Origin of the sequence: Methylobacterium tardum (assembly GCF_023546765.1) — a bacterium.
Classification (GTDB): Bacteria; Pseudomonadota; Alphaproteobacteria; order Rhizobiales; family Beijerinckiaceae; genus Methylobacterium; species Methylobacterium tardum.
The window spans coordinates 1,069,637-1,086,847 of sequence record NZ_CP097484.1; the positions used below are offsets into that span (position 1 = coordinate 1,069,637).

The following is a 17,211-nucleotide window of genomic DNA, read 5'->3' on the forward strand; positions in this document are numbered from 1 at the left end:
CTCGGCGATGATCCCTGTGCTCATTCCAAGTCTGCCGGAGACGGATGCAATCATTCCGTATCTGCGGCGGATCGATCAGGCGCGCATCTACAGCAATTACGGGCCGCTCTCCCGCGAGTTCACCGACAGGCTCTGCCGTTTCGTGTCGGAACGGGCCGGCGGCGCCCCAGTGGCAGCGACGCTCACTGGCAGCGGCACCACGGCCATCGAGCTCGCCTTGCGCTACCGGATCGCCGGCCGGGGCGGCCGGCTCTGCCTGATGCCCGCCTACACCTTCGCGGCCACCGCGCATGCGGCGGTCAATGTCGGCCTGGAGCCGTTCTTCGCGGATGTCGATCCCGAAACCCTAGCGCTCACGCCTGCCATCGCCGTACGGGCCCTGGCGGCGGCCGAGGGAGATGTCGCCGCCGTGGTGGTGGTCAGCCCATACGGCGCCCCGATCGACATCGCCGCCTGGGAGGCATTTGAGGCGGCACACAAGATCCCGGTGGTGTTCGACGCCGCCGCCGCCACGCTCAACCTGCACCGCGTGGCCGCGCAGCCAATCTGCGTCAGCCTGCACGCCACCAAGGCGCTCGGGATCGGGGAGGGCGGGGCAATCCTCACCACCGACACTGATCTGGTGGCCCAGACCACCGCCATGACGGGCTTCGGCTTCTCGGTGAGCAGCCGCGTCTCGGAGGTGCGGGGCGGCAATTACCGGATCTCAGAATACGCCGCCGCCGTCGGGCTGGCGGTGTTCGACGGTCTCGAGGCGCGCATCCGGCAGTTGCGAGAAGCCTCGCTGGCCTATGTCTCGGGCTTCAACCGGATCGGCGTGCGCATGCAGCCGGGCTTCGGCACGGATTGGCTGACCATGACGATCGCCGCGCTGTTCGAGCCCGCCGCCGCCGAGGTGGTGACGGCCGGTTTCGACGCGGACCGGATCCAGTGGCGGCGCTGGTACGGGACCGGATGCCACGTACATCCCGCCTTCGCCACGTGCCGGCACGACGGTCTCGCGCGGACCGCCGCGGTGGCCGCCGGCGCCATCGGTGTGCCGTTCTTCCCGGCGATCACGCCGGAGCAGATCGGCGCGGTGTGCGGCTGCGTGGAGCGGTCTCTGGCGGCCCGCTGAGGCGCCGCATTGGGCGCGCCCTGCGGTCGCGTACCGAGAGGAACGGTCGAGAACGATGCAGGGCGACTTCCGGCGAATTCTGACGCAGGCCAACGAATCGAAGGGCGCCGCCGCGCTCGACGCGATCGAGAGCGGCCTGTCCGTGCCGACGGAGGGCCGGCCGGCGGTCGCCGCGCAGCACCTCGCTACCCTGGCCTTTCGCTTCCAGGGCGAGAACCGGCTCGACCTCGCGGCGCGTGCCTATGACCTCGCGGCCCGGGTGACACCCGCACAGGCGGCGTCCTACAGGCTCGCCGCCATCCGGACACGCATCCTCGACCTGTGCCGGCGCAAGATGTTCGATCCGGTGGAGGGGCTGCTCCAAGAGCTGCGGGCGGCCAAGGCGGAGGCCGGGGATCGCGGGCAGAACGACCCGTCCCTCATCCACATCGCCTGGGATTACGAGCTCGCCGGCGATGCCGAGGGCGCGGTGCGCAGCTACCTCCTCTCGCGCGTCGCGCGGGACCTGCTGGGCGGCCAAGCGCTCACGATCGACGGCGACACGCTCGAGCGCAAGATCCGGAATCTCCGCATCCTGCAGATGAATGCGCTGGCCGAGGAGGGCCGGCACGAGGAGGCGCAGGCGCTCCACGAGCGGACCCGGCACGTTCTGGGGCTCGGCCCGCTGCGGATATACGACATCGTGTCCGCGCGCGAAGCCGCCGCGGACGGGGAGGGCGAGTACCGCGAGTTGCTCGGCCCCCGCCGGATCACCGAGCCGGAGATCGCCTTCCTCGAAGGACCGGTGGCGCTGACCTCGTCGTGCGGATCCCTCGACGCGCCGCCGCAATACGTCGCCCGTTTCAAGGACTGCCTGACATTCCCGCGCAGCAACATCGTGCTTCAGGGGAACCGCCTGATCTACGATCTGGCCGCACACCCGCTCGCCGGGGTCGCGGACATCAAGGACGGGGTGAACCCCGACCAGATCATGACTGCGGTCTACGGCGCCCGGCGCGCGCTCGCCGAAGAGCCTGCCGAGACGCAGAGCCTTGATGCCGGGCTGATGATGTTCGGGCTGCAGAGCAAGAACTACGGCCACTGGTTGCTCGAGTTCGTGCCACGCATGCTCTGGTTCAACGACCGCGCATGTCCGTCAGATTTCCCGATCTGCATCGGCGATCATATGCCGGAGACGCATCGGCAGATCTTGGAACTGCTCGATGAGCGCGACAGGCGAATCCTGCCGCTGTCGACACAAGCGATCCGCTTCGGAGAACTCGGCGTCGCTCCGGTGCCGACCTTCTTCCCGTTTGACTCGCGACCTGGCGTGCCGGTCTACGACGCGGTCTGGCCGGCGGATGTCCTCGGCGCCATGCGGGGCGTGGTGCTCGAGCGACTGGCGGCGCGCGGCGTCGATCTCCGGCCTTCGGGACGCAAGATCGTGCTCTCGCGCCGGGGCTTCGCGCAGCGCCAGCTTCTCAACGAGGCGGAGATTATCGACGTGCTAACGCGGCAGGGTTTCGAGGTGGTCTATCCTGAGAAACTGTCCTTCGCCGAGCAGGTCGCACTCTATCACACGGCCAACACGATCGTCGGCTCGGCGAGTTCCGCGCTCACCAACTGTATCTTCTGCAATTCTCGCGCGCGGGTAATCGCGCTGATCCACGAGGATCGGTCGTTCAATTTTCGTGGATACAGCAGCATGATTCGGTCGAGCGGGGCCGATTTGCTCTTCATACGCGGCAAGACCGTCGCCGGGGCGGCGGTGCACGCCTTCCACGCCAACTATTCAGCCGCCCCCGCCCTCGTTCTGCGTGGCCTCGAAGCCCTGTCCGGAAGAGATTGATCCTCGAACGCTATGCAGCTTCCGGCTCCTCGGTGAGGGGCACGACGCCCATTCAAGAGTTTGCACATGACCGACGATCAACGGTGGCGCGGCTTCATCGACTTCATCGGCGAGCCTCTCGTCACCGGATGGGCCTTCGACCCGCGCAATCCGAATCTGCCTCTCCTCGTCCAGATCACTGCAGCCGGCGGCAAGACGGAGATCGTGAAAGCCAACATCTTCCGGCAGGATCTCAAGGACCATGGCATCGGCGACGGCCGGCACGGCTTCGTCGCCGACCTGCAGAACTTCTCGGCCCTGGACGGTGCTATCGAGATCTCGATCCTCGGCAGCGACTGCGTTCTGGCCAAGGAGATCCACTTAGACGCCCTGAGCCTCCGCAGCGCCGTTCCGCCGATCCCCGAATCGTTCGTCGCCTTGATGGTGCTGATGGCCGCTGAACTGCGAGCCACAGCGGACTCCGCGGTACAGAACGGAGCCGGACAGGTTCGTCCGTCGGGGGAGATCCAACCCCCGTCCACCGGCCGGCAGCTCTCGGCCATCCTTCTGGAAACGGCTCGCCCCGAGCGTGATCCCGACGGCCTGATCTCGAAATTTCTCCGCTACGAGGTGATCCGGTCGGGTGGGCGGGACCTCAAAGCCAAGCTGTCCGGCACGACGAAGGACCGCCTGAACGTCCTGCTGTGGTACATCGCAGAGTATAGTCTGAGATGGGGCCGGTCACTGAGCGTCCCGCTCTCGGAGAGTCAGCTCCGGTTCCTCAACGACCCGTTGCCGGTCGACGGATTCCCGGCCAGTATTAGCGTAGCCCTTTGGAACCTCCTAAGGCGCGACCGCCCGGACCTCATCGATATCACCAAGCCGGAGGTGGAGAACGAGGCCCTCTACTGGTGGTGTTTTGAAAAGACTCTGCAGCTAAACCTGGAACGCAAGCTTGTGACGCCTGAACAGGTCTCCGCGCTCCGGAGAGTTGATCAGGCGCCCTATGGCAGATTTCCACTCAGCACGTTCATGCGGCTGCATATCGCCAAGAACCCCGAACTGCAGTGCTTGAACCTGCACAGCGCCGCCGGCCGGTTGGCGGCGCTGCACTATTTCCTTCTGTTGAGTTGCAAGCATCCCCACATCGCCGAGCTTCTTCCGGTCCAGTCGCTGCGGGCGCTCCTCGCATCACGAGCAGACGGCACTAACACCTTCGAGGACAATCTGTCGTTCCTCCTCCGAGATGCCCCTGACGCCGGCAACCTCGCCGGACAGGCACGCTCGAACAGCGCGGGCGGCGCCGGCGCGTCGAATGCGGGACCGCTCCAGGGCGCCCGGCGGGATACGACGTCGACGGCGCGTCCCTGCCAGGCACCGGACGAGGGTGTCACCGTCATCGGTCCCATCGAGAAGACGTCAGGGCTCGGGCAAGCGACGCGCCTCTCGTATCAGATTCTCGAACGCAGCACCGCGCCTTCGCTGTCGGCGATGCCGTTCAACGTTGAGAACCCGGCTCTCATCGGCTTCTCAACCAAGATCGGCTATCGTCCGTATGACCGGCCGCATCGCATAAATTTGTTACACCTCAACGCCGAAGCCGTCCCGCTCGCCTTCTCCATTCTGCCAGAAGCGACGTTTCAGAACAGCTACAACATTGGGTATTTTTTCTGGGAGCTTAACAAGATGCCCGAGGCGCATTTCCTCGCGCTCGACCTCTTAGACGAGATCTGGGTTTCTTCGGAGTACGTCCGGACAATATACGAGGCGCGGACCGATAAACCCGTGGTGAATGTCGGCATGGCCGTCGAGGACCTGCCGCCGGATCTCCGACCACATCTCGGCTTTCGTCAGGACGGGGTGTTCACCTTCCTCACGACCTTTGACTCTTTCTCCTTCGCCGAGCGAAAGAACCCGCTGGCGGTCATTCGCGCCTTCCAGGCAGCCTTCGAAAGGGAAAACCGAGAGGTCGCCCTCATTATAAAGACCTGGAATAGGAGCCGGGTCTCGGATGCTTACCAAGTCAGCGTCTGGCGCGTGATAGACAACCTCATCCGAGACGATCCTCGGATCCGGGTCATCGGCGAGACTTTCACCTACGAACAAATTCTTTCCTTGAAGCTGGCCTGTGATTGCTACGTGTCTCTACACCGGGCCGAAGGCTTCGGCTTCGGCATGCTGGAGGCGATGCAACTCGGGCGCCCCGTGATCGCAACAGCGTATTCCGGGAACATGGAATTTTGTACGCCGGATAACTGCTACCTGGTCGATTACGACTTGATAGCAGTTGGGCATGACGAGTACCCGGGCGTTGAACGCGGTAGCACATGGGCCGATCCGAAGATCGCCAGCGCCGCCGCCGCCATGCGAGAGGTGCTGTACAGCCGCGACGAGATGGCGCGACGGGGTATGCGCGCCGCCCAATGTGTCAAGAACAACTTCAGCATCGACGCCATTTCGAAACGCTACAATCGTCGGCTGGATAGCATCCGCTCCCTGTTCGACGCTCCTTAACCGGTAGGGTTCAACGAGAGGACGCTCGCAGCGGTGATCCGCACCATCGAGCGGCAGCGAGGCGCGAGATCGCGCGGATCGGTCGAGTTTGTGTCCGAAGTCCGCGTGCGTACAGCGATCTTACTTCCACAGACCGGATGGGGGCTGGTTGCCCCTGAGCGCGATGAGGTTGGAGCGGAGGCATGCCGAGCACGTCAGCCAAGCCTCTTACCGGTCAGAACCTATCTACATTACCGCGCAACCGGATCTGGGTCACCAATTTCCACCTACGTTCTTCTGCGAGCCCGTCCCGGCGTCTTGAACCGAAACCTGGGTCGTCGTCCCGCCGACCGCGTCAACCCCTTGTATCGTGCGCGCGCGCGCGCGCGCGCGCGCGCGCGCGCGCGCGCGCGCGCGCGCGCGCGCGCGCGCGCGCGCGCGCGCGCGCGCGCGCGCGCGCGCGCGCGCGCGCGCGCGCGCGCGCGCGCGCGCGCGCGCGCGCGCGCGCGCGCGCGCGCGCGCGCGCGCGCGCGCGCGCGCGCGCGCGCGCGCGCGCGCGCGCGCGCGCGCGCGCGCGCGCGCGCGCGCGCGCGCGCGCGCGCGCGCGCGCGCGCGCGCGCGCGCGCGCGCGCGCGCGCGCGCGCGCGCGCGCGCGCGCGCGCGCGCGCGCGCGCGCGCGCGCGCGCGCGCGCGCGCAGAAGTTCGACGCTCCTGGCATCACACGCACCGCATGAGCCTGAAACGGCTTGCTTCCAAACAGGGCCCGGAACTCGCCGCCGTTCACGGTAAAATGCGACACGCCGGGACCGAATACGATTCCGGAGTTGCGGCCGACCACACCGCCGCCGTCCGGGTTGCTGTTGTTGACAATTGTTGGAGTTACAATCCGGATACCGTCACCGCAGGAGAACGTCATTCCATCGAGGGTGTTGGCAATAGCTCGATGATTGTTGAGTGTTAGACTCTGGATAGTCCCGCCACGATCACACTGCGTCGCGACTCCGGCTTTCTTGTTGGCGGAGGTCCAAGCGTTCGTGGCGGAGAAGCCGTAGACGGCACCGGATCCGACGGGGTTCAGGAAAAGGCCATAGCCGGTACCGCTATCGCCAAGGGCGGTGTTAGACACGAAGGTCCATTTTACGCCGCCTGGCCATCGCCCGGCTGCACACAGGTGCCGTGGCCGGAGGCGGTGAAGTCGCTGTCTGAGATCCACGTCCCGCCAGATTGCGTCAGGCGCACGCCACAGGCCGCCTGGGCGCCCCCGCCGGCAGTCGTCAGCAGCCCGCGGAGAAAAGTGTCCGAGCCGCCCGAGACCGCGAAGTGGTAGAGCGAAGCCCCATCCGAGCGGCCACGCTCCAACGCCACGTTCACTGTGTTCGCTCCCGTTACCTCTGCGCCGATATAGGCGCCTGAGAACAGGAAGTCGGAAACTCGGCAATTCGTGCAGTTTCGGAACAGGACGTAGTGCCCCTCAGTCTGACGCGCCACGCCCGCGCTGTAGATAGATAAATTCTCGATTGCGACATTGCTGACGCTCGACGGATCGGAGGCGGAGAAGATGTCGCCCGATGAGGTGGATGCAAAGACCGCCGTCGCATTTGCCCCCGCACCGGACAAGCGGATGTTGTTCGGCAAGCTCACGCCCCCAAGCGGATCCTGCCGCCTGGGATGAGCACTTGACCGCCCGCCCCTGACAGCGTGGCTGCGGCAATCGCAGCCTGCACCGCTGCACTGTCGTCGGTCTTGCCATCCATCTTGGCTCCGAAGCAGGTCACGTCCATCGGGTGGCCCATGGGAGCCTGCCACCAACCTCCGGCCCCGTCCCGGACGGCGTTCGGGCCGCCGGATGAGCCTCGTACGAGCATACAACCCGCACCACGATCGCTCGGGCTCACAAAACCCGACAGGATTATTGCCGAACCGAGGGCGAGGGGATCGACCTTCGCGAGATCCGTACGGGTCAGTGCGGTCGAGGAGGCATCGAGGGCCTCGGCCGGCAGGATTGCGGTCAGACAGATCAGGAAGAGGAGCGCAAAGCGAATCGTCTCGGCCTGCCTCGCGCCGTGGTCTGGCACGTACGTTCCTGAGTTCCGGTGCGGCACACAATTGGTTGCCGTGATGGGCATTCCGTCTCCCTGATCAAACCTGAGCGTTTTCTCGGCCTTACAGCGGCGGACGCCACTTTGACAGATTGGTCGCCGTAGACTTAGAGACCCGCGCGGCGCTCAGGTCAGGCGAACGCGACGGAGTGACAATGGTTTTGGCGAGGGCTCGCATCGAGCGAGGTGATGTCTTGTCGGAGCGCCTGAGCGCTTACAAGGTAGCGACCGCGCCACGGCCACGCCGAAGGGCAGCCTCCGGGCGTCGGCCATGACCAGGGCGTTATTGGGTACGGCGGGACCGCGCGTCCTGCTAAACCTCGTGCGGCTCTTGCCGAGCGAGAAAGGCGCGGGAGGTGCCGGCCGCTTGGCGCGGGCTCTCCTGGCCCACCTCCCAAAGCGCGTGCAGTTGCGGGTGGCGATCCTTCACCATTGGCGCAGCTTAATCCAGGATTTCCCGGAGGTCAGCTTCGAGGTCGTGGACGACGACAGCAACGCGAGTCTGCGGCGGCTCCTGTCCTGGTGCACGTGTTACGTCGATCCGCTGAACGGGCTCAGGCCGACGCTCATCGATCCGGAGATCGCCGTTATCGGCTTCGTCCTCGATCTTCAGCACCTGCGCATGCCATGGCTCTACACCGAGGAGCAGATGGCCGGGCGGCTGGCCGAGTACGGCTACGCTATCGACCGGTCGGATTGGCTTGTCGCGATCTCCCGCTATGAGCGTGACAATCTTGCAGAATTCTACGGTGTCGATCGCGTCTCTGTCGTCCACCTCGCCGGCTTCATGGCCGAGGACAGCGGCCTCGACGCCGAAGCCGTGCGCGCGCGACGCGACCGGGTCGGCGATTCGGCGCCATATCTCATCTATCCCGCCGTGCCCTGGCCGCATAAGAATCACGACATATTAATCCAGGCGATCGCTATCCTGAAGCAGCGCGGCATGAACGTGCCGCTGGCGCTGACGAATACGTCGGGCCACGCCGCCGAGAAGGAGCGGCTGGGCCGTGTCGCGGCGGCCTTCAAGGTCGGCGATCTCGTGGATCTACACGGGTTCCTAGATGAGGCGACGCTCCTCGATCTCGTGATCTCCAGCCGCGGCATGGTGTTCCCGAGCCTGTACGAGGGCTTCGGCATTCCACTGGTCGACGCCATGGCGCTGGGTGTGCCTGTCCTGGCCAATCCGGCCGCAGCGGTGCCGGAGATCTGCGGCACGGCGGTCACCTACATGCGCAATGCGTCCAACGCCCTGGCGCTAGCTGACGACATCGCGGCCTTCTGGACCGGAACCGAGATGCGCACGGATCTGATGTACCGGGGTTTCGAACGGGCGCGGGACTTCTCCTCCGAGCAGATGGTCGCGCACCTCGCCGACGCCATCGACGCGGCCGTCGCCGCCAAGGCGACCTCGGCCCTTCCGCCCCCGAGCCGGTTCACTCCACCCCGTTTTAACGAATTGGCCGTTTTCGTGTCGTACGGAAGGCTGACGGAGACGGATCGCGCGCAGCTGCGCGCGGCGGGGGACATCCGGGCTTGGCACGCGCGGGCCTTCGGCGTGGACACCGACGTGACCGTCGGCGTCGACTTCGCCCTGGTGAACGACCCGGACCTGTCGGCTTTCTTCGGTGCCGCCCCCAAGCTCATCCTGTTCGACGCCGGCGATCTGGCCTCCCTGGACGCCGCCGTGGCGGATTTCGCGATCCGCTACGACCATGCGGACTTCCAACTGGTCACCTCCTATCGCGGCGGGCTCAGCGCCTACAGCGCCACCAAAGTTCGGGGCGTGTTGGCTGCGCTGCGTCTCTTCGCGCAGGCGGATTGCGCCGAGCCGGATCCACGTTTGCAGGATTGCCAGCTCGAGCCCAAGCCAAGCGAAAAGGAGGGCGTGATCGCTTATCAGCGGCGACGGAGTGCCGGCTTGGCTGTCCGCGACGTCCTGCTCCGCCGCGCCTCTTCGCAGGGGCTGCGGAACGGGACGGTGGCGTTCCTGTCGGATTATTGTACACGCTACGCACGCCTACGCGTGCCGATCGTGCGGCCGCAAAGCGATGCCCCGCGGGAGGGGTGACAGGCCCGCGGCGACTCATACTTCTCGACCGCCTCGACTTCGGGGTGGGATTAGGTCAAGAGGCCTGCAAAGAGCTGGCGATGGCTGGATTGCGTGAGACAGACGGTGGGCGGCAGTCCGCAGGACCAGCCTCCCACGAAGAGCTCGTCGATTCCGATTGGTACCTCGCCACGAACGGCGACGTCGCGGAGGCCGGCTTGGATCCGGCGGATCATTACGTCCGCTACGGGCGGGCGGAGGGCCGCTTTCCCAATCCCGCCGCCGCGGCGCGCCACGCCCGTGAGGCCGGCCTAGTGCAGATGACCCGGGTCGACCCGGTTTGGTACCGCACCGCCTATCCCGACGTTGCGGCAGCGGGCGTCGACCCGGCCGAGCACTACGCCCTGTCTGGTCATACCGAGGGCCGCCATCCCAACGCCGCGGCGGCGGCACGTTATGCCCGCGAGGCCGGGCGGGAGCTGATGGCCCAGGTCGACCCGGCCTGGTACCTCGCCGCCTATCCCGACGTTGCGGCAGCGGGCGTCGACCCGGCCGAGCACTACGCCCTGTCTGGTCATACCGAGGGCCGCCATCCCAACGCCGCGGCGGCGGCACGTTATGCCCGCGAGGCCGGGCGGGAGCTGATGGCCCAGGTCGACCCGGCCTGGTACCTCGCCGCCTATCCCGACGTTGCGGCAGCGGGCGTCGACCCGGCCGAGCACTACGCCCTGTCTGGTCATACCGAGGGCCGCCATCCCAACGCCGAGGCGGCCACCAAGCAGGCGCGGCGGTCCGAGGTCGACCTAGACTGGTATGTGGCGCGCTACCCCGACGTCTCGAACTCGGGCCTCGACCCAGCCGAGCATTACGCCGTCCGCGGTCACGCCGAGGGACGCCTCCCCAACTCCGCGCACCTTCCGGTCGAGGCCTGGGCGCCGGCCGAGGAGCAAGCACCGACGGCGACGCCGCTAGCGCAATACCCACTCGTGGCCGTCGTGACTCCAGTGCGCAACCGGCGCGCTTGGTCGGTGGATTTCGCCCGCATGCTCGACGGGCAGGATTATCCGCTCTTCCGGTTCTACGCAGTAGATTCCAACTCCACCGACGGGACGCCTCAGGCCCTCCGAGACCTCGACGTAGCCGGATGCACGGTCCTCTCGGCACCCGACTCGGCCTTCTGGACCGCCGCAACCAATATCGGCGTCGCCCGTGCCCTGGCGGACGGCTGCGACTACATCCTGACGATCAACGACGACGCCATTATCCCGGCCGACTTCCTGACGGCCATCGTCGGTGCTGCGGAACGCGCCGGCGCGCGCATCGTGGGTAGCGTGATCGCGTTCGCAAACCAGCCGGGCCGCCTCTGGGGCGTGGGGGCCTATAACGACTGGAACTCCGGCTCCTTCGTGCAGCTCACCATGGCCGGCACCGAAGACGAGGTCCTGGCGCAAGCTCCCCGCTCGTCCAGCGGCCTGATTGCGGCCGACTACCTGTGCGGCAACGGCACGCTGATCCACCGCTCAGTCTTCGAGGATATCGGGCTCTACGACGTCCGGCACCTGCCGCATTATCACGCCGACAGCGAGTTCACGATGCGTGCCGAGCGCGCCGGCATCGAGCGCTGGATCGCCCCGGACGCACGTCTCTTTAACCGGTTCACGGTTGACGGGGACGGCATCTTCGCACCCCGCAATCAGCGCTTGTTCTCGTTCCGCTCGGCAAACTACGCGCGGCCTCTGGTCTACATCATTGACACTTATTGCCCGGGCGCGCTGAAGGCGCGGGCCCTAGTGCGGTACTTTGTGAAATACGTGAAAGATCCGAGCGACCGGATGTGGTCGCGCCTCCTGCGGATCGTGCGGCTGATCGATACCCCCGCAGCTGACCGTCGGGTCATCCGCGGCGACTTCTTCCCGCCCTCAGACGCCGACCTGCGTGCCGCCGAGGATCTGGAGATCCTACTCAGCCTATCGGAGCCAGCGTTCCTGGCGCTGCTCTATCCGATCCTGCTCCGACGGCTGGAGTTTGTCGCGGAGCACGCGCGGCAAACCGAGGCGCTTCGCTCCGGCGGCGACCGGCGGAACATCATCCGCGAGATCCTCGCGCGTCCCGAGGCGCGCTACGCCCGGCACGTGCGGACGGCGTTCCTGTCAGCCTACCTCGACGGGGAGGAGGAACCGGCCGCAGCCCTGTCCCCTGGGCAACGGCGCCTGTTGGTCGCTTCCATCGGGACGGGCCGGCTGCCGAGCCGAGCCGAGGCGAGAGCCCTTAGCCAGGGAACCGCGGGTCTCGATCAGGATGTCCCGGGTGCGGAGGCGCTCACCGTGTACATGAACGTCGACGTTCTTTGCATGGCGGTGACTGACCCGAAGGCGGCTACGGGCGTCCATCGCTATGTGCACAACGTGATGCAGGAACTTGCCCGCGACGCACGGATCGATCTGCGGCTGTTCCATGCGCCGCAACTCGAGGACAGCGCAGCCGCGCTGCGGGCGGGAAACTTCGCGCAGACCACGTTCGCCAAGCCCGGCCTGCGGCCCCGGTCCGGCGTGGCCTTCTATCCCTATTTCCCCTTCGCGGGCGTGGACCCGCGTTTTGAGGGGCTGCCACAGGTCTTCACGGTTCACGACCTGTTCCCGCTCACGAATCCGAACTGGTTCTCAAAGGTGGCGGTCTCCAAGTTCAACGCACAGTTGCGCTACCTCGCCGACGCCGACCACGTCCTGTGCGTCTCGGCGGCTACGGAAGAGGCCCTGCGCGCCACATTTCCGACGTTGCCGGCCACATCGTCCGTCGCCCATCACGGTGTGGCGCAGCCGTCCGGGAGCGGCAGGACGGCCGGGTCGGCGCACCCCGTGACGGCTGACGGGGCGCCGTACTTCATCTGCGTCGGGACAATCGAGCCCCGAAAGAACTTGCGTACGGTTATCGCGGCGATGCGGCACCTAAGAGCCGCATCCGTTCAGGATCTCCGCATGGTCGTGGTCGGTCAGGCGGGCTGGTCAGTTACGGCTGAGGGACTAACCGATCTTGCGGGCGCCGACGCGGATCGCATAACGTTCCTCGGCCGTGTGCCGGACGAGCAGCTCTGGGACCTCTACGCTGGCGCGGTCTGCACGGTCTTCCCATCGCTCGCGGAGGGCTTCGGCCTGCCGATCGTCGAGTCCTTCGCTTGCGGCACGCCCGTCGTCACGTCCGACGGGTCGAGCATGGCCGAGATCGCGCGCTCGGGCGCGATCCTGGTCGATCCGACCGATCCGGCCGCCATCGCGGCGGCGGTGGAGCGGCTGGCCACCGACGCCACCTTGCGCGCCGCACTGGCGCGGGAGGCGGAACTGCGCAGCCGGCAATTCAGCTGGGAGGCCTGCGCGGCGCGTCATGTCGAGGCGTTCATGCGGGTCGCGGGCCTTAATACGACGCTGGTGCCGGAGAAAAATTTGCTGACGTTCGGCAGAGGGGCCGCCGCTGCCGCGGCACGATCGGAAGGAATCCTCGTTCAGTGAGCGCTGCATCGGTCACGCTGCATCAGAGCAGCGAGCAGGAGCCAGGCACCATTTCGTGGGATTCGGGCCTCGATTTGCCGATCGAGGCGGAAATCCCGTTCGACAGCATGCTGGCCGGGACAGGCTGGTACCCCTCGGAGATCTTCGAAGGCGTGTGCTTCCGGTGGATGGGAAGCAAGCCCACGGCGCGTGTCTTTGCGGTCCTCGACCGCGCCGTTGACCTAGAACTGAGCGTGTACGTGCCACACATAGCGGATCACGCGTACTGGGAGGCGGTGACATTCAGCGTAGACGGGCATCCCGTCGCCGCAACCCTTACGGCCGACGAGGTCCGCCGATACGTGATTTCGCTCCCGGCGCGCGCACCCCGCTCCGCGGACCCGACCGGGACCGAGCCGCGCGACTTGGCGGAGAGCCTCACCGAGATCGAGGTATGCGCCCCATTTGCCAAGCAGCCCAATCCGAGCGATGCGCGTACGCTCTCGATCGGCGTCTCGCTGCTGCGCGTCCGGCCAGTCGCTCCCGAGGTGCTCGCGCGCAACCGGCTCATCGTCCGCGCGGCGCTGCTGTCGTATTTCGCGGGGCGAGACGTAGCCGGCCTGATCCCAGCCTCGGACGGGCCCGGCGCCACCTCATGAGCCTTGACATCACGGAGCAGGTGCTCGCGGGCAGCCTGCGCGAACTGCACGCGTGCTTGCGCGTCTGGCTCGCCGACGGCGCGCCGGTTGATGCGAAGCTTGCTGCTGACGCGCGCGATCGCTGGATCGGGCTCGTCAGTCATCACCAAGCCGAGTCGGCCCTGGCCCTACTTGCCAAGGAGGCCGGTGCGGTTTTCTTCGCAATCGCCCATGAGCCCCGCGTTCTCGACGCGATATTCCAGCTTCCGGCTCCGTCTGAGAGGGTCCGCGACGCGTGGGGCGCCCTCGCTCAAGATGATCCCCGCCGACTGCTCGGCGGCATATTCCTGTGTCCGCCCTTCGATTTGGACGGGCTCGAATATTTCGTCGCGCAGGGGCGCTTCGATAATATCCTTCTGATCTACGCGACGTGGCAACCGCGGTGCTTCGAGACGGATGCTCAGCGTGCCCGCTTCGTCGCTTACGGTGCCGCGCTTGGCGCCGCGCTCGCCGACCGGATCGAGAGCGCCACCGGTCCGTTGAACACGTTTCTGGACCATAGCGTCCGCTCGATCGGCGGCGGGATTGTCTACTCGTGTGAGGGGATGCTCGTCGAACACGCGCGGGCGAAGAGCCGCGTGATCCGCGCCTATCTCAAGCGCAGACATGGCCTCGATCCTGCCAAAACGAGCCAAACGGAACGGCTTCCCCGTGGCCCCACGATCCGGATTGGGCTGCTCTGGGCGGATACTGACTGGCGTACGGAGAACATCGTCGGGGCGGCGTCCGTCGACCGTCTGCGGGATCATGGCTTCCACATCGTCTCGATCATCCACCATAACCGCCCGGCAACGAAGGATCGGCGGACTATGGAGGGCCGAATTGCCGCCCTGAGCCATGAGGTCGCCGACCTCAGCCGAGCGCGCGGGCTGATGGAGCAAGCTGAGGCGATCAAAGCCCTCGATCTCGATTGTCTGATGTTCATGACGAACGTTACGCACGGCTATAACGACTACATCGCCCTGGCGACGTTGCGGCTGGCGCGGTGGCAAGCGGTCAACCTGTGTGCTGTGGTCACGACGGCGTTCCCGGCCATCGACCTCTACATCTCCGGCCTGCTCTCGGAGAGAGCCGAGAGGCCGCAAGACGGCTACACCGAGGCGCTCGTGCGCCTGCCGGGATCGTGCCTCGTGTTCGACCGCCAAGGCGAGGGGAGGAAGCACCATAGCGCGAAGCTTTCCTTCCAGCGCCTACGCGACCCATCGACGGTCACACTGTTCGGCAGCGGAGCAAATTTCTACAAAATCCATCCTGCTCTTACCGATACGTGGACGCAGATCTTAGCCGAGACGCAGAATAGCCGACTCGTGCTGTACCCGTTCAACCCAAACTGGAGTTCCGATTTTGCGGGTCGGCGCTTCCTGCGCCGCTTCAGCGATCAGCTCATCGCGCGGGGAGTCGATCCCGCGCGCGTGACCGTGGCGGGTCCCTGGCGGGACGCGGGGGTCGTGGCCGACCTTCTATCCGAGGTTGACATCTATCTCGACAGCTTTCCCCACAGCGGCGGATTGTCGTCGCTGGACGCCCTACGGTTGAACATACCGATCGTCACGAAGGGCGGCCCCACACAGCGCGAGAACCAGACCGCCGACTTGCTGGATCTGATGGGGTTGTCGCGCTACGTCGCGGACTCTGTCGACGGTTACCTGCGAACGGCCTGCATACTTGCCGAGGATCTCTCCGCCTGGGCCGCATTCAAGGTCGGCATAGCGCGGGGCATGCGCGCCGCTCCGTTCTTCGACACGGTCACATACTCCGCCCGGCTGGCCACCGCGCTGCGCTCGGCGGTGGTGGCGCCGGCAGCCCGGGATTCTGAACTGTGACGGCGCCCCCCACCCTGGCCACATCGCTGGCCCCGCACCCCGCACGCCGGATCACCGGGGCGCGCGAAATTGGTCATCTGAACCAGTACCGCTGCGTCGAGAGTTGGCGGGCGAGCGGCTTCCACGTCGTCAGTGTCAACGCCGCAGACGAGGCGGACGCCATCCGTACTGCATACCCGGATATGCCGGTCCTCGTCGCAGAGCGCGACGCGCGTGATCTCTGCAGGCGACCGTTGATACCGGTGTCCGAGATGATCCGCGCCCTGCAAGTCGCCGGGGTGACGTGGGGTGGCATCGCGAGCGCGGACGTGCGGGTTGCAGACCCCGATCTCCTCCGGCGCGTCGTCAACGAAGGCCGGAGCGGGGGCCGGCCAATATTTCTGAACCGCGCTAACGTCGTGCATCCCTGTGATGACGCTGGCGTCCTTGATCCCAGCGGTCCGTCAGCGGTCCTATTCGACGTCGGGCGTGCCGCTGGACTCGACGTCGAGCCCTTCGCCGTGGGTTTGCCCGGGTGGGGGCGCGCCCTCGCGATGGCGCTCCTCCTCGCGGGCTCTCAGGCCACCTGTCCGGCTGCCGCGGCCCTGCTGCACCTCAATCATCCGAGAGCGTGGGGGGAGGACCTTCACCAGCGCTTCTTCGCGGCGTTTCGCACGCGCTTCTCGTCGGAGTTGGCAGTGTTGCAGTGCGAGAAGGGTGCCGACGCGCAGGCGGCTGTAGCGGATCTGGGGCGGCACGCGGAGACCTACGCGGACCTCGCAGCGCGCCGCCCGGGGGAAAGTGGAACCGCGGAAACTGCACGGCGCTACAGAGCGGCCTACGCCGCCGCGGTCGCGGACCTGATCCGAGACTTGGCGGTGGCGGCGCCTCAGGCCGAGATCTCGGGCCGGACATAGGAGATCGCGCCGTGTCCCTGGACAATTTCCTTCTCTGCGCCATCGCCGGCGTGCATCTCGAGGGTGAGCACGCTCTGTCGACCCTGCCCGAGGATCCGGACGCTCCGCCCCAGTTGCTGGCCGTGGCGCTCGCTCGAACGGGCCGAGTCGACGATCTGTGCCGTCTGATCCGGATTCGGAGCGACATGCCTGTCGGCCTGCTCGCCGCCTGCGGGCTTTTCCTGGGGCTGACTGGCGACCCTGGCCGGCGCGTCGCCTGTTCAAGGTCCTGCGCGAGATCGGGCCGTTGGACCCCGATGTCTGGCTGGCCATCGCTCGGTTCGAGGCCACCATCGGCGACGACGCCGCGGCCCTGCGCGCGGCCGCGATCCATGCAGAACTGATGGGCATCTCGTTCTCGACTCCCGCCCGTGAGGACGCGACCCCAGCCGGGATTCCCGCCGGGGCGATCCGCATCCTTCGGGGCGACGTGAATATCGAACTCTGAACGCCGGATGGTGCTCTTCCCCATAGAGGCTGTCATCATCCGCTTTGTCAGCGCGACCCTGCCGGAACAGCACTTCAAGTGGGCCGTCCAGCGCTCGCGCTACATCACCCTGGAAAGCACCCCCATTGGGCGATGATTCTCTCGCCAGTCTGCCCACTCTGGCAACCTAATCAATCCGGCCCCGGTCGGTGATCGTGTCCACCAGGCCGAAGCTACATCACGCCAGAAGACACGACCGGAAGAGGGTGTAGCGGTATCTACG

12 protein-coding genes and 1 pseudogene are annotated in these 17,211 nt (G+C 66.5%); 10 read left to right on the forward strand and 3 right to left on the reverse strand.

Translation table 11 applies throughout. The features are described 5' to 3' along the window. Window positions 1-7: 7 nt before the first annotated feature. The 3 genes from M6G65_RS05190 to M6G65_RS05200 all read left to right on the forward strand — a co-directional run bounded on the left by M6G65_RS05190 (window position 8) and on the right by M6G65_RS05200 (window position 5,438). Window positions 8-1,117, forward strand: coding sequence for an aminotransferase class I/II-fold pyridoxal phosphate-dependent enzyme (locus M6G65_RS05190; RefSeq protein WP_238199349.1), 1,110 nt, complete (start codon window positions 8-10; stop codon window positions 1,115-1,117). A 55-nt stretch (window positions 1,118-1,172) separates the two neighbouring features. After that, window positions 1,173-2,945, forward strand: a complete 1,773-nt coding sequence (locus M6G65_RS05195) for a glycosyltransferase family 61 protein (RefSeq protein WP_250103653.1) — start codon at window positions 1,173-1,175, stop codon at window positions 2,943-2,945. A 66-nt stretch (window positions 2,946-3,011) separates the two neighbouring features. Next, complete coding sequence (locus M6G65_RS05200) at window positions 3,012-5,438, forward strand: glycosyltransferase family 4 protein (RefSeq protein ID WP_250103654.1); 2,427 nt, start codon at window positions 3,012-3,014, stop codon at window positions 5,436-5,438. Between the two features lie 334 nt (window positions 5,439-5,772). On the opposite strand, the gene M6G65_RS05205 is transcribed toward M6G65_RS05200, so the two are convergent. From M6G65_RS05205 to M6G65_RS05215, 3 genes are read right to left on the reverse strand one after another with little or no spacing between them, the layout of a single operon-like run. Next, window positions 5,773-6,543, reverse strand: a complete 771-nt coding sequence (locus tag M6G65_RS05205) for a hypothetical protein (RefSeq protein WP_250103655.1) — start codon at window positions 6,541-6,543, stop codon at window positions 5,773-5,775. Between the two features lie 11 nt (window positions 6,544-6,554). Continuing rightward, window positions 6,555-7,058 (reverse strand): hypothetical protein, encoded by a 504-nt coding sequence (locus M6G65_RS05210; protein WP_250103656.1) that lies wholly within the window; start codon window positions 7,056-7,058, stop codon window positions 6,555-6,557. Beyond that, a complete protein-coding gene (locus M6G65_RS05215) occupies window positions 7,055-7,543 on the reverse strand; it encodes a glycosyl hydrolase family 28-related protein (protein WP_250103657.1) in 489 nt (162 codons plus the stop codon). The genes M6G65_RS05210 and M6G65_RS05215 overlap by 4 nt, the downstream gene beginning before the upstream one ends. 340 nt (window positions 7,544-7,883) lie before the next feature. On the opposite strand from M6G65_RS05215, the gene M6G65_RS05220 reads away from it, so the two are divergent. The 7 genes and pseudogenes from M6G65_RS05220 to M6G65_RS05250 form a co-directional block, all read left to right on the forward strand. Then, window positions 7,884-9,584, forward strand: a complete 1,701-nt coding sequence (locus tag M6G65_RS05220) for a glycosyltransferase (protein WP_238199344.1) — start codon at window positions 7,884-7,886, stop codon at window positions 9,582-9,584. A gap of 80 nt (window positions 9,585-9,664) precedes the next feature. Next, a complete protein-coding gene (locus M6G65_RS05225; protein ID WP_250103658.1) occupies window positions 9,665-13,066 on the forward strand; it encodes a glycosyltransferase in 3,402 nt (1,133 codons plus the stop codon). After that, window positions 13,063-13,704 (forward strand): hypothetical protein, encoded by a 642-nt coding sequence (locus M6G65_RS05230; protein WP_238199342.1) that lies wholly within the window; start codon window positions 13,063-13,065, stop codon window positions 13,702-13,704. The genes M6G65_RS05225 and M6G65_RS05230 overlap by 4 nt, the downstream gene beginning before the upstream one ends. Then, the gene (locus tag M6G65_RS05235) at window positions 13,701-15,566 is read left to right on the forward strand and encodes a tetratricopeptide repeat protein (RefSeq protein ID WP_250103659.1); all 1,866 of its coding nucleotides are present in this window, start codon (window positions 13,701-13,703) and stop codon (window positions 15,564-15,566) included. The genes M6G65_RS05230 and M6G65_RS05235 overlap by 4 nt, the downstream gene beginning before the upstream one ends. After that, window positions 15,563-16,462, forward strand: a complete 900-nt coding sequence (locus tag M6G65_RS05240; protein ID WP_238199340.1) for a hypothetical protein — start codon at window positions 15,563-15,565, stop codon at window positions 16,460-16,462. The genes M6G65_RS05235 and M6G65_RS05240 overlap by 4 nt, the downstream gene beginning before the upstream one ends. 286 nt (window positions 16,463-16,748) lie before the next feature. Further along, on the forward strand, window positions 16,749-16,949 hold the full coding sequence (locus M6G65_RS05245) for a hypothetical protein (RefSeq protein WP_250103660.1): 201 nt from the start codon (window positions 16,749-16,751) through the stop codon (window positions 16,947-16,949). A 13-nt stretch (window positions 16,950-16,962) separates the two neighbouring features. Continuing rightward, window positions 16,963-17,119 (forward strand): annotated as a pseudogene (locus M6G65_RS05250) (IS256 family transposase); the annotation flags it as partial. Between the last annotated feature and the right edge of the window lie 92 nt (window positions 17,120-17,211).

Coding starts and splice junctions, on each gene's coding strand:
- M6G65_RS05195 (WP_250103653.1), top strand. CDS start 1,173: ATGCAGGGCGACTTCCGGCGAATTCTGACGCAGGCCAACGAATCGAAG.
- M6G65_RS05235 (WP_250103659.1), top strand. CDS start 13,701: ATGAGCCTTGACATCACGGAGCAGGTGCTCGCGGGCAGCCTGCGCGAA.
- M6G65_RS05190 (WP_238199349.1), top strand. CDS start 8: ATGATCCCTGTGCTCATTCCAAGTCTGCCGGAGACGGATGCAATCATT.
- M6G65_RS05225 (WP_250103658.1), top strand. CDS start 9,665: ATGGCTGGATTGCGTGAGACAGACGGTGGGCGGCAGTCCGCAGGACCA.
- M6G65_RS05200 (WP_250103654.1), top strand. CDS start 3,012: ATGACCGACGATCAACGGTGGCGCGGCTTCATCGACTTCATCGGCGAG.
- M6G65_RS05215 (WP_250103657.1), bottom strand. CDS start 7,543: ATGCCCATCACGGCAACCAATTGTGTGCCGCACCGGAACTCAGGAACG.